General features: G+C 61.8%; 10 protein-coding genes. 7 read left to right on the top strand and 3 right to left on the bottom strand.

The genetic code is table 11. The features are described from left to right. Window positions 1-36 precede the first annotated feature (36 nt). The 7 genes from AC1VVG_RS35395 (at window position 37) to AC1VVG_RS35365 (ending at window position 8,212) form a co-directional block, all read left to right on the top strand. Window positions 37-222, top strand: coding sequence for a hypothetical protein (locus AC1VVG_RS35395; protein ID WP_226168456.1), 186 nt, complete (start codon window positions 37-39; stop codon window positions 220-222). A 21-nt stretch (window positions 223-243) separates the two neighbouring features. Continuing rightward, window positions 244-450 (top strand): PepSY domain-containing protein, encoded by a 207-nt coding sequence (locus tag AC1VVG_RS35390; protein WP_226168454.1) that lies wholly within the window; start codon window positions 244-246, stop codon window positions 448-450. Window positions 451-539: 89 nt separating this feature from the next. Further along, a complete protein-coding gene (locus tag AC1VVG_RS35385; RefSeq protein ID WP_060150562.1) occupies window positions 540-1,931 on the top strand; it encodes a TolC family protein in 1,392 nt (463 codons plus the stop codon). Window positions 1,932-1,980: 49 nt separating this feature from the next. Then, window positions 1,981-3,030, top strand: coding sequence for an efflux RND transporter periplasmic adaptor subunit (locus AC1VVG_RS35380; RefSeq protein WP_226158669.1), 1,050 nt, complete (start codon window positions 1,981-1,983; stop codon window positions 3,028-3,030). Beyond that, the gene (locus tag AC1VVG_RS35375; protein WP_059710537.1) at window positions 3,027-6,095 is read left to right on the top strand and encodes an efflux RND transporter permease subunit; all 3,069 of its coding nucleotides are present in this window, start codon (window positions 3,027-3,029) and stop codon (window positions 6,093-6,095) included. Before AC1VVG_RS35380 ends, AC1VVG_RS35375 begins: the two co-directional genes overlap by 4 nt. A gap of 87 nt (window positions 6,096-6,182) precedes the next feature. Next, the gene (locus AC1VVG_RS35370) at window positions 6,183-6,848 is read left to right on the top strand and encodes a response regulator (RefSeq protein WP_042972921.1); all 666 of its coding nucleotides are present in this window, start codon (window positions 6,183-6,185) and stop codon (window positions 6,846-6,848) included. Beyond that, entirely contained in the window at window positions 6,824-8,212 is a 1,389-nt protein-coding gene (locus AC1VVG_RS35365) for an ATP-binding protein (RefSeq protein WP_059710538.1), read from the top strand. Before AC1VVG_RS35370 ends, AC1VVG_RS35365 begins: the two co-directional genes overlap by 25 nt. A gap of 35 nt (window positions 8,213-8,247) precedes the next feature. On the opposite strand, the gene AC1VVG_RS35360 is transcribed toward AC1VVG_RS35365, so the two are convergent. From AC1VVG_RS35360 to AC1VVG_RS35350, 3 genes are all read right to left on the bottom strand, one after another. Then, window positions 8,248-8,598: a DUF2127 domain-containing protein gene (locus tag AC1VVG_RS35360; protein ID WP_230948602.1), complete on the bottom strand. Its 351-nt coding sequence runs from the start codon at window positions 8,596-8,598 to the stop codon at window positions 8,248-8,250. 368 nt (window positions 8,599-8,966) lie between these two features. Continuing rightward, window positions 8,967-9,278, bottom strand: coding sequence for a DUF4148 domain-containing protein (locus tag AC1VVG_RS35355; RefSeq protein ID WP_482837670.1), 312 nt, complete (start codon window positions 9,276-9,278; stop codon window positions 8,967-8,969). A gap of 429 nt (window positions 9,279-9,707) precedes the next feature. Further along, the gene (locus tag AC1VVG_RS35350; RefSeq protein WP_482837669.1) at window positions 9,708-12,116 is read right to left on the bottom strand and encodes an HAD-IC family P-type ATPase; all 2,409 of its coding nucleotides are present in this window, start codon (window positions 12,114-12,116) and stop codon (window positions 9,708-9,710) included. Between the last annotated feature and the right edge of the window lie 195 nt (window positions 12,117-12,311).

Here is a 12,311-nt window from a genome sequence, read left to right as displayed (position 1 = left end):
CTTGCGCAAGTTCCTGCGCTTCGCCCAAGACGAATCATGTATCGCTACACCCGACTTTCTGTTCTTACCGTTCTGGTCGCAGCGGGTGTCGCCGCAGCTTATGCTGAGAACGGCGACGGGGAAATCGCCGCAATGTCGATCGTGCACGCACCCGTGACGCTCGCACAGGCTGCGACAGCCGCCGAACTGCACGTACACGGCAAGGCTTCGCGGGCGGAGTAAGAAAATTCAAGGCAAGGCTGGGTGTACGACGTCGAGGTGGCCGGTGACGGCAAGGCATACGACGTTCGCGTCGACGCGAACAAGGGAACCATCCTTGCATCCACCGTCGACAGTGCCGATCGTGACGACCACGACACGCGCGACCGAGACTGCGCCGTGCATCGTCGACGCATTGATGCGATGCACTGGATTCGTTGCTCGGCCGGAGCATCGTTAACACGCACTTAAGGTAGGAAACGAGAAAATTTTCATGTACAGGGCGACGCGGCACTATCGATTGCATTTCGCTTTCTAGTCTTACTACCTTGGCGTCAACAATGGTTGATTACACTCTGTCTAGCCGTTGGAAGTCGGCATCGTTATGCGTTGCGTTGTGCGGCTTCATCACCGGTTGCACGACCTATCACGCAAAGCCGCTTTCTCGAGCATCGACCGCGCTGTCTCAGCACGACCTCGATCGCTTCGAGATCGATCCCCGGAAGATGCCGTTACCCGAACTAGCGGCACATCGTTTCGATCCGTCCGCAGGCTTCGACATCGAGGACGTTGCGATGCTGGCCGTCGCAAACAACCCGGATCTGAAGCTTGCGCGCGACGACCTCGGCATTGCGCAGGCACAGGCCTTTTCTGCAGGTCTCCTACCAGATCCACAGATATCGGTTTCGAGCGACTTTCCGGGTGCCGCAGGCCTTGAGCGCGCGTTCAACTACGGACTGAGCATGGACGTGATGGCGATCATCTCGCGAAGTGCTAACCAGAGGTCCGCCGACGCGACTGTGCGAAAGACGGACCTTGGACTGCTGTGGCAGGAATGGCAAATCGTCGCTCAAGCCAAGCAACTTTATACAAAGACGCGTTATGAAGACGCCGTACTGCCGCTGCTGAAGCAGGCGCTCGATCTCGACCGGACGCGCTACACCCGGCTCGAGCATGCCCGGCAGGCCGGGAACACGACCGATGACGTCGTGAGTGTCGCATTGACGACATACAGCGACGCGCGCAAGCAATATGACGACATGGTTCGTGCCCGCGCGCAGACGCATCATGACTTCAACCTGTTGCTGGGGATTGCACCCGACGTCGAGCTGAAGCTCGTCGGTTCGAGCAGGACGAAACCGCTGGCGAGCGCGTCGCTCGAAGCCGCATTGGCAGCGTTGCCTAAGCGACGCCCCGACTTGATTGCGCTGCAGGCAGGCTACGAAGCGCAGGAGCAGAAATACCGCGCCGCGATCCTCAACCAGTTTCCGAGCCTGACGGTCGGATTCGATCGTGCACGTGACACGTCCGGCATCTATACGACCGGCTTCCAGATCGCGTTGAGCCTGCCGATCTTCAACCGCAACCGCGGCAATATCGCGATCGAACAGGCGACTCGTCAGCGTCTCGGCGACGAATATCGGGTCCGGCTGAATGCTGCGTACGCGGACATTGCGCACCTGCGCAACGATTCGTGCCTCGCGAGCGCGCAACTCGCGCAGGACGAGGCAGCACTGCCGGCGCTCGTGCAAGCAGCCGGGCGCGCACGGAACGCGTTCGCGGCACACGATATCGCGATGGGGCAGTACGTCGATGCGCAGCTGGCCGCGCTGACGAGGCAGATTGATGCGGAAACCCAACGCGATGCGCTTGCCGAACAGCGTATCGGGCTGCAAGCGCTACTCGGCAGTGCGATCCCGGACGCATTCTCCACCGACTCCACTCAGCGTTGATCTCATGTCACCCGCTCCCGATTTTCCCCTCTCCCGCCGTATAGCCACCGTGTCCGTCGCGCTTGCCGTGCTCGCGCCGTGTGCGGGGCCCGTGCGGGCCGACGAACCTGTGACCGCATCGGTCAATACCGTAGCAGTACACCGAGAACCGATTTCTCAGCAGGTTCGAGCATACGGCATCGTCGCGGCATCGTCGTCGAGCGTCACTTCGATCAACCTGCCTTATGCCGCGCGCATTCGAAAGGTGCTTGTGCTGCCCGGCCAGACGGTAGCCCGCGGCGCGGCGCTCGTCGTGGTAGAAGCCGACCCCGCTGCGGTACTGGCAGCATCGCAGGCCACCAGCGCGCTGACCCTCGCGCATGGCGAACTCGAGCGTACGCGCTCGCTGTTCGACGCCGGTCTTGCAACGCAATCGCAGCTTGCCGCAGCGCGGAAGGCGCTGAATGACGCACAGCAGGGACTGGCAGCCCAGCATCAAATGGGGGTGCATGCCGGAAACGTGACGATCGCCGCGCCGTTTGCAGGCGTCGTGTCGCAGTTGACCGCACTCCCGGGCGATCAGATCCAGGCCGGTGCAACGATCGCGCAGATCGCGGCGGTCGCGAATGCGTCGAGTTGGCAAGCGAACGTGACGCTCGGTGTCGACCCGTCGGCCGCGGCGTCGATTCACGCGGGAGATTCCGTCGTGCTGAATGGGCTGTCGACCGCGCTTGAGCACGCTCATCCTGCGGGGCGAGTCGTCGTGGCGGGCGCGGCAATCGATCCGCAAAGCCAGCTCGTGAACGTCGGTGCCAACATACCGCTTGGCGGTACCGCGTTTATCCCGGGTACACGTGTGAGCGCCGATATTGCGACGCAGACCGGAACCTGGTGGGTGGTGCCGCGCGCCGCAGTTCTGAGCGACAGGAAGGGGGCCTACGTGTTCCAGGTGACGCCGAAGCACACTGCGCAGCGCGTCGACGTCGTGGTGCGCGTGGAAAGCGGCAATCGCTATGGCGTCGACGGACCGCTTGACGCGGCGGAACCGCTGGTTGTCACCGGCAACTACGAGTTGCAGAACGGGATGGCTGTGCGAATGGCCGGAGGCGCGCGCCAATGAATTTCGGGCAATGGATGCAGATGCATCGACGATCGCTGCTGTTTGTCGTGGCGCTCCTTGCAGTCGCCGGCGCGCTGACGGCCTTTCGGTTACCCATCTCGTTGTTTCCGAACGTGTCGTTTCCGCGCGCGGTCGTTTCGCTCGATGCGGGTGACCGGCCGGCCGAACAGATGGCGACGCTTGTCACGATGCCGGTCGAAGAAGCGCTGCGGCGCGTGCCCAACGTGCGCGACGTCGAGTCGAAGACCAGCCGTGGATCGGCCGAGATCTCGCTTAACTTCGACTGGGGCACCGACATGGCGCAGGCGACGCTGCAGGCGCAGTCCGCAATTGCCGAAATCCTGCCGTCGTTGCCGCCCGGCACGAAGATGCAGGTGAGGCGGATGGATCCCACCGTGTTCCCGGTGCTTGCCTATAGCCTCACGTCGTCGCAGCAATCGCTTGCGCAACTTCGCGATCTCGCGCAGTTCCAGTTGCGCCCGCTGCTGTCGTCAGTCGACGGCGTCGCGCGCGTCGAAGTGACCGGGGGGGCGCAGGACGAGTTGCAAGTCGCCATCGATCCCGCCCGGCTCGCGGCGTACAAGCTGTCGGTCGAGGACGTATCAAAGGCGATCGGTGCGGGCAACGTGCTGATGGCGACCGGACGGATCGAGGACCACTACAAGCTGTACCTGGTCGTCGCGGATACCACGATTACGTCGCTCGATACGCTTCGCAACGCAGTCGTGTCGTCTGCGGGCGGCAATCAGGTACGCGTCGGCGACATCGCGACCGTGTCGCGCGGCACGGTTCCGCAATGGATACGCGTCACGGCGGACGGGCAGGACGCAGTCCTGGTCAATGTATTCCAGCAGCCGGGCGCGAATAGCGTCGCGATGGCCAAGGCGATCCGCGCGAAGTTGGCCGCTTTCGAGAAGCAGATGCCGCCTGGCGTGCACCTGGCAAACTGGTATGACCAGAGTCAACTCGTGATTGCATCGGCGTCGAGCGTGCGCGACGCGATTCTGATCGGCGTGGTCTTGGCTGCATTCACGCTTTTCGTGTTCCTGCGCAACTGGAAAATCACCGCGATTGCCGTTGCACTGGTGCCGGTCGTGATGAGCGCGACCATCCTGCTGCTCGATGTGTTCGGAATGGGTTTCAACATCATGACGCTCGGCGGGATGGCCGCGGCGGTCGGACTCGTGATCGACGATGCGATCGTGATGATCGAGCACATCGCGAGGCGCATGCGCGAGGCCGGCGCCCATGCGTTCCACGGCCGCGTGATGAGCGCGGCCCTTGAATTCACGCGTCCGCTTGCGGGATCGTCGGCCGCGACGCTGATCATCTTTGTCCCTCTCGCGTTCCTGTCGGGCGTGACGGGCGCGTTTTTCAAGGCGCTGTCGATCACCATGGCGAGCGCGCTGTTCATTTCGTTTGTCGTGAGCTGGCTTGCCATCCCGATCCTGTGCGATCACTGGCTGACGCCCGCCGATGCGGAGGAGCATCGCGAGTCGCGTCTGTCGCACTGGATGAACACCCGCTATGCGGCCCTGATCGAACGAGTGAGCGGCAGGCCGTTGCTTGCGCTGGCAGGTGTGGTGCCGCTGCTGATCGTGGCCGCGCTGGCGTTTACGCGTGTCGGCAGCGGGTTCATGCCGTCGATGGACGAGGGCGGGTTCGTGCTCGACTATCACACGGCGCCCGGGACATCCATCACCGAAACGGATCGTCTGATGCGTGAGATCGAGACGATCATTCGCGAGAACCCGAACGTCGCGACGTATTCGCGGCGCACCGGCGCGGGCCTCGGCGGCGACCTCAACGAACCCAACAGGGGCGACTTCTTCGTGCGCCTGAAGTCGGGGTCCCGCGAGCCGATCGACACGGTGATGGAGGAGATCCGGTCGAAAATCGAAACGAACGTTCCGGGCGTGAGTATCGAACTCGCTCAACTGATGGAGGACCTGATCGGTGACCTGACCGCGGTGCCGCAGCCGGTACAGATCAAGATCTATTCGGATGATCCTCATGTGCTGGATTCGACAGCAAGGCGGGTCGCGGCGCGGATCGGAAAAATTCAAGGCATCGTCGACGTCGACGACGGCATCAATCCGGCAGGCGATGCACTCGACCTTCACATCCGGCCCGATGCGGCAGCGGCGGAAGGTATGGATACGCAGGCGATCGCGCAGCAAGTGTCGGATCTGCTCGAGGGTAACGTCGCCACGCAATTCCAGCAGGGACCCAAGACGGTCGGGGTGCGCGTGTGGGTCGCGAATGCGATGCGCACGAATGGCACGGGGCTCGGAAAACTGCAGATCCGCGCGCCTGACGGGCACCTGTTCCCGCTCGACCGGGTGACTGATCTCATCACCGTCAGCGGTCAACCGGAGATCAGCCGCGACAACCTGAAGCGAATGGTAGCCGTCACGGCGCGAATCGACGGACGCGACCTGGGCTCGACGATCGCGGACGTGCAACGTGCGCTCGGCGAGGCGAATCTGTTGCCGCCCGGCGTGTATTACGAGCTCGGCGGGCTGTATCAGCAACAACAGATTGCATTCCGCGGACTGCTTGCCGTGTTTGGTGCCGCCGTGGCGCTGGTTTTCGGCCTGCTGCTGTTCCTCTACGAGCGGTTCCGCGTCGCGCTCGCCGTGATGGCCATGCCGCTGTGCGCGACCGGCGCGGTTTTCATCGGTCTGTGGGTAACAGGCATCGAGCTGAACATCTCGGCGATGATGGGGATGACGATGATCGTCGGTATCGTGACCGAAGTCGCGATCTTCTATGTTTCCGAGTTCCAGGCGCTCGTGCGCGATGAGGGAATGGCGCCCGATGTCGCGCTGCTCGCCGCCGGCCGCAACCGGTTGCGGCCGATCGCAATGACGACGATCGCCGCGATCCTGGCATTGCTGCCGCTTGCGTTCGCGCTCGGTCAGGGTTCGGCGATGCAGCAACCGCTGGCGGTAGCAATCATATCGGGGCTGATCGTACAGCTACCGTTGGTTTTGTTGGTGCTGCCGGTTCTGTTGCGTGTGCTGGTTGCGGGATCCGGGTCGCCACGACTGTCGGACCATTGAACCGGCTTCCGATGCTGGCGACGTCGGAGACCGACGGCGAGCCAGGCGGTCAGCGTACCCGATCGGCTTACGACCAAGGGGAAACGAATGCGGGTGCTTTTGATCGAGGACGACGCAATGATCGGCGAGGCGGTTCAGGACGCATTGAAAGATGCGTCATACGCGGTCGACTGGGCGAAGACAGGCACGTCGGCATCCACGGCGTTGGAGAACCAGCACTACGATCTGGTGGTGCTCGATCTGGGCTTGCCGGGCAAGGACGGGTTCGACGTACTGACCAGCATCCGCGCGACGGGAAATACTGTCCCGGTCGTGGTCGTCACCGCCCGCGATGCACTCGACGACAGGCTGCGAGGGCTGGACGGCGGGGCCGACGATTACGTCCTGAAGCCATTCGAGATGGCGGAGTTGCTGGCACGTTTGCGTGCCGTGCTTCGACGCAAAAACGGCGGGGCGGCACCGACACTGGGCAACGGTGCCGTGTCGCTCGATCCTGCAACGCGCGAAGCGTCGGTTCATGGCGGCCCGCCGCTCCAGCTGACCAACCGTGAATTCGCGTTGTTGCGCGCATTGCTCACGCGTCCGGGGGCCATCCTGTCGCGCAACGATCTGGAGGATCGCATTTATGGATGGGGCGAGGAGGTCGAAAGCAACGCCGTCGAGTATCTGATTCATTCGCTTCGGCGCAAGCTCGGTGGCGAGATCATCAGAAATGTCAGGGGGGTGGGATGGATGGTTTCAAAGAACGCCTGAATACATCGATTCAGTTCAAGCTGTCCTTTACGTTGTCGGTAGTGATTCTTGCCATCGCAGCCTTGGCGGGTGCATTCTCGTTCGTCTCGGCACTCGACGAAGCGCATGAACTGCAGGACGACGTGCTGCGACAAGTGGCTCATCTAATGGATCGTCGCGCGCTTTCGCCGACGCAATCGGTGATGGACGGTCTGAACAAGGACGGCGACGAAGAGTCGCGCGTGATCGTTCAACGGCTGGGTGACGGAATCGGTTCTTCGGTCGGTGTAGACGCTGGTGGGCCGTTACAACTTCCCCCGACGTTGGCCGATGGCATGCATACGGTGGATGTCGCGGGCGAATCGTTCCGCATACTCGTCCGCTCCACCGTATCGGGAACCAAGATTGCGGTCGCACAGGAGTCAGCGTTTCGTGACGAGATCGCGCGGGACGGGGCCCTACGGACCGTGATGCCGTTTCTGGTGCTCATACCGCTGCTCCTCGTGATCGTCGCCGATCTGGTCCGCAAGATGTTTCTGCCGGTCACCCAGTTGGCGGCCAGGATCGATCAGCGCGACGAGCGGGAGCTTCACCCCATCGAGGTACGGGATATCCCGGCTGAAGTTAGACCGTTCGTCGTGGCGATGAACCGCTTGCTCGGTCGCGTTGCGCAGTCGGTCGACACTCAGCGGCGTTTCATAGCCGATGCTGCGCATGAGCTGCGGTCGCCGTTGACCGCATTGTCGTTGCAGGCAGAGCGATTAGCGGAAGTCGAGATGTCCGTCACGGCGCGGGATCGGCTTGCCGTCCTGCGACGCGGCATCGAGCGCGGCCGACGCCTGCTCGACCAGCTGCTGGCGCTGGCCAGGGCACAGTCACCCGATAATGGGGCGGCGGTCTCTTCGGTTTCCGTTCAACACGTATTTCGGAACGTGCTTGAGGACATCCTGCCGCTGGCCGAAACGAAGAACATCGACATTGGCGTGGAGGGAAACCACGACTGCCACGTATCGGCGACCGAGCTGGACATGACCGCCCTGGTCAAGAATCTCGTCGACAACGCCGTCCGCTACACGCCAGAGGGAGGGCGGATCGATCTATCGATAGGGGAGCACAACGAGCGTGCGGTGATTCAGATCCGGGACACCGGTCCGGGTATCCCGCTCGCCGAACGCGATCGAGTCTTCGACCCGTTTTATCGCGCATTGGGGAGTGGCCAAATCGGATCCGGGCTTGGGTTGTCCATTGTAAGAACCATCGCCTGCAAGATTGGGGCCGAGCTGGACCTCGAATTTGCCGACCCGTCTCGCCAATGCGGGCTGATCGTCACGATCCTGTTGCCGATACCGGATCGCGCATCAGACAACCACCGCAGATCGCCATAAGACATCTCTCTGCAATTGGGTGCTGGCGATCTCGGCTACCGAAGACGCATGTCGGCCGGGTTGCCCGACTCACCCGTCTCCGTGCGCCCTGATTGTCTTGGCGGAACGCGGGGCGCGTTTGTCTCCTTTCTCAGGAACCGATACTCATGCAATGTCAGGCCGATGATTGCAACGTCGAGCATCGTGATGAGAAGCAGTGAACCAGCATGGAAAAATGAGAAGCGGTAAAGCTGGTAGGCGATGAACACGCCAAAAATCCCTATCGATGTGGGGTAATACCACAGACGGTGCCGTAGCAAGGCGATGATGAGCCACAGCATGACGATGCCGTATGGGGGCAGATAGAGCGCCGCGAATCTCTGCGTGCCTACCGACAAATGCTGGATGGCATGGAGCAGAAAGTTCGCGACGCGGTCACGCGGATCTTCAGCGAACTCGCTTCGCGTGACCTAGGCGACATACGTCAGCAGAAGCTGCTTCTGGACGAAGTAGGCGATGACTGCCGTCAGTACTTCGGAAAGTGCGAAAGCTGCTCGAACCAAAGGCTCGCGTCGAACACCAAGTGACGCTTCCTTTCGTCGAGCAACGCGTTCGTACGGATTACACGCGTATATTCATAGTTTGCCGTTGTTTCGTTGACGCTGACGAGCAGGTGGCGATGAAGATTCGCCACGCATGCAGACGGTGTCGAACGGTATCGTCCGGCCGGCGATGGTTCGCCGGCCGGACGACAAACAACGCCGTGGACAGCCCGTCAGTGATGAAGATAGATCGAGCGCGACGCAGCGTGTGTCGTGAGGGCATGCCCCGAGTTGCTACCTGCGGATTGTGCGGAGCCGTAACCTGTTGTGTCGGCCTGGGCAGCCGACTGGGACGAGTTCAGCCGCGCTTCTGCCTGCTGGATGGATTGCGGATAGTGAATGTCTTTGCGGGCCGGGTTGTATCCGGCGTGCTCGATCTGAACGAGTTGTGCACGAACTTCCGCTCGCGTAAGACCTTGTCCCGCGAACGCAAGTGCAGGAACCACCGCAAGTGCCAGCATGACGGTTCGAATGGCGAGTTTCATGGCCGTGATCTCCAGTGAGTTGGGAAGGGCAGTCACACGATGTGCGATGCCGTAGGAACAGCATGCGCCTTCCGAACTGAAGATAATGTTAACGATGACGTTGATGAGGCGGTTCGAAAGTGCAATGCGAATGTGCGGTGCGCGGGCCCAGGTGGGCGTTTCGCGCCGGCCTATCGCAGCGGGAAAGGTGCCGGAACAAAAAAGAGACCCGGACTCGCACCGGGTCGAACGAGCGCGGCGAACGACAAGCAACGCATTTCAAGCATTGATTGTTGCTTGCTGCGTTTACCGTCACTCTGCGTGGACGAACGAAACAAGAGCCGCACGGTATCGAACGGGCGCGGCATATGCACGTTGCCATGCCATACTTAAGTTATCCTTAAGCTGCACGGAAAGGGTAGAGCGAACACTGAACTCTTGATATGAGACTCAGCGAGCGATACGGTGCCCGAGTCCAGGCACTCGCCTGGCGAGACTCCTGACTTGATCGAGGAAAAGCGCGAAGCCTGCGGCAGCGATGCCGACGCCGAGCACCCACGGAAGGGGAAGCGCGGTCACGAGCACGCCTGAAAGCACGAGACCGCAGACAATCGCGGTATCGACAACCGACGAGAAGACCAGCCAGCGACTCGGTTTCGAATCCCATAGATGGTTCTGCGCCCGGAGCACATAGATCATCGATTGGTTGCCGAACGCGATGGCAAGAAAGGCCAATGTCTGTACGGCGTGCGGCGGCAATTGGCCACCGAATGCACCGACTGCGACGACCCCTGCCGAAAACACAAGCTTGCATCCGCCGAAGAACGCCGCAGTAAAGACGATCTGCTTCATGTTCCAGTTCTGAGGCTCGCGTCGCGGCTCGACGTGGTCGGTGGTCAGCGACATAGTCAAGAAATCGTTGGTGACGAGCAGGATGATCATGATCGTCGGTGTGATCACCGGTTGGTGTAGCGCGATGAGTCCATATGCCATCAGCAGCACGACCTCGATTTTCTTCACGAGCATGTTCAAGGTATAGGTGAGCAACCGGCGGAATGCCTTTCGGCCCTCAATGATGGCTGCAACGACCCCGGATATCCCTGGCTCGGTAAGCACGATCGCAGCGGCTGCCTTTGCTGCATCACTGGCGCTCGCCACTGCAATGCCGACTTGCGCCTGACGCAGGGCAGGCGCATCGTTGACGCCGTCGCCGCACATGCCGACGACGTGACCGCTCACCTGAAATGCCTGTACGAGGTGATATTTGTCTTCAGGCATCACACGCGCGAACACATCGAAACCCGATAGCGCGGCCCCGTTGAATCCATCATCGTGCGGACCGGGCTCCGGGCGCAGTCCGACGTCTCGCGCAATAGCGGTCGCCGTCGCGGCCGAGTCGCCCGTTACCATGACCGTTCGTACCCCCAGATCGCGAAGCGACGCGATCAGGCTTGCTGCATCCTCGCGAGGTGGATCGCTGAGGGCGATCAGACCGGCCAGGACGGCTTGCGTGGCAGCGGCTTCCACCGCAACTGCGATGATTCGGTTCCCCCGGCTCGCCAGGTCATCCGCTTTCCGGCGCACGTCCGGCTCGACATTCGCGATTCTCTCGATGGCCTGCAATGCTCCCTTCGCGACACGCATCTGTCCACCGTCGGAAGCGTGGAAGCAGGCCTGCGACATCTTCGTGTCCGGATCGAATGGTTCGCGACGAGTCATGTGATCCTCGACGCCGATGTTGTCTCTCAAAGCTGCCGCTCGAAGGATCGCAGCATCGAGCGGCTCGTCGCCTGTCGGCTCGCAGGTCAGCGCCGCGAGGTGCAGGATCTGCTCAGTCGTGAAGCCGGGCATCGGCACGATCTCGGCGATTTCCGCCGTGTTTTGCGTCAGCGTACCGGTCTTGTCGGAGCAAAGTACGTCCATGGCTGCTGCTTCGTGGACAGCTGACAGGCTGGTCAGCAGCGCGCCCCGTCGACTGAGCGTAAGCGCACTGAGCGCGGCGGAAAGCGTGAACGTCGCCGGTAGTGCCACGGGCACCGATGCGAGCAGCATCGTCAGCGCGAGGCGAAGCAATTCCGCTGTGGCGAAGCCGAGGTGGAGGGCGTAGCCTAGCGCAGCCAGTGCGACGACTCCGTTAATTGCGCCCAGGTTACGGACTGTTGCCAGCACTGTGTGCTGTTCGGCGCTCGGTGCACGCGCGATGCGCACCAGTTCGACGGTCTTGCCGAAATATGTGCGTGTGCCGGTGGCCACGACAACGCCGAATGCGTGACCGCGCTTCACGATTGCACCGGCATAAATCGTTGCGCCGACCGAAATGTCCACAAGCGCGGATTCTCCTGTCAGCATCGACTGATCGGCGGCGACGGATCCGCTCGTCACGCGCACGTCCGCAGGGGAGACCGAACCGATCGGGAGTTCGATCGCATCGTCGGGCACGAGTTCGGCGGCCGGAATCCGGTGCCATTTCCCGTCTCGGCACACTCGGGCCGTCGGTTCGAGCCGCTTCCGCAGAATCGATAGTGCGGCGGAGGCGCGTTGCTCTTGCGCAAGAGACAACGCGATATTGAACGCAAGGAGCAAGCCGATGATTGCTGCCTCGATATAAGCACCGAGCAAGATTTGCAGGGCAATTGCGCCTTCCAGCAGCCATGGCACTGGCGCCCACAACTTGGTCAGCAGGAGTCGTCTGAAGGAGGGCAGCGTTTCGCCAACGACATTGGGTCCGAATCTGACCCTACGCTGCTGCGCTTCGGCGGTCGACAGGCCCGTCGGGATGGCGGTCGTCGTGGATTCGGCCGCGGGTGACGCGTCCTGAGTACCCGCGACCGAGGATGACGAGCTTGCGGACAATGGCATGTCGCTGTAATCGAACGGCTCGATACACGGACAACGGCGGAAACCGCCTTCCGCGCTACCGAAGCACTGAATAGTCGGCTTGTGCGAGTGGACGCTTGGAGGTTATCCAGCGTCGATCCCGCGGCCGTTGATGTGCGTCAATACAACTCAGGAATTCCTGCCCTCAAGCTTGTCGAACGTTTTCAGCAGGTCGCT

This window comes from Burkholderia sp. L-4, assembly GCF_056856535.1.
Note: the sequence above shows the minus strand (reverse complement) of the source record. Positions and strands in the feature narration are given on the sequence as shown.

Excerpts from the sequence above, each read along its gene's own strand:
- AC1VVG_RS35375 (WP_059710537.1), top strand. The coding sequence starts at position 3,027 with ATGAATTTCGGGCAATGGATGCAGATGCATCGACGATCGCTGCTGTTT.
- AC1VVG_RS35385 (WP_060150562.1), top strand. The coding sequence starts at position 540 with ATGGTTGATTACACTCTGTCTAGCCGTTGGAAGTCGGCATCGTTATGC.
- AC1VVG_RS35365 (WP_059710538.1), top strand. The coding sequence starts at position 6,824 with ATGGATGGTTTCAAAGAACGCCTGAATACATCGATTCAGTTCAAGCTG.
- AC1VVG_RS35355 (WP_482837670.1), bottom strand. The coding sequence starts at position 9,278 with ATGAAACTCGCCATTCGAACCGTCATGCTGGCACTTGCGGTGGTTCCT.
- AC1VVG_RS35370 (WP_042972921.1), top strand. The coding sequence starts at position 6,183 with ATGCGGGTGCTTTTGATCGAGGACGACGCAATGATCGGCGAGGCGGTT.
- AC1VVG_RS35350 (WP_482837669.1), bottom strand. The coding sequence starts at position 12,116 with ATGCCATTGTCCGCAAGCTCGTCATCCTCGGTCGCGGGTACTCAGGAC.
- AC1VVG_RS35395 (WP_226168456.1), top strand. The coding sequence starts at position 37 with ATGTATCGCTACACCCGACTTTCTGTTCTTACCGTTCTGGTCGCAGCG.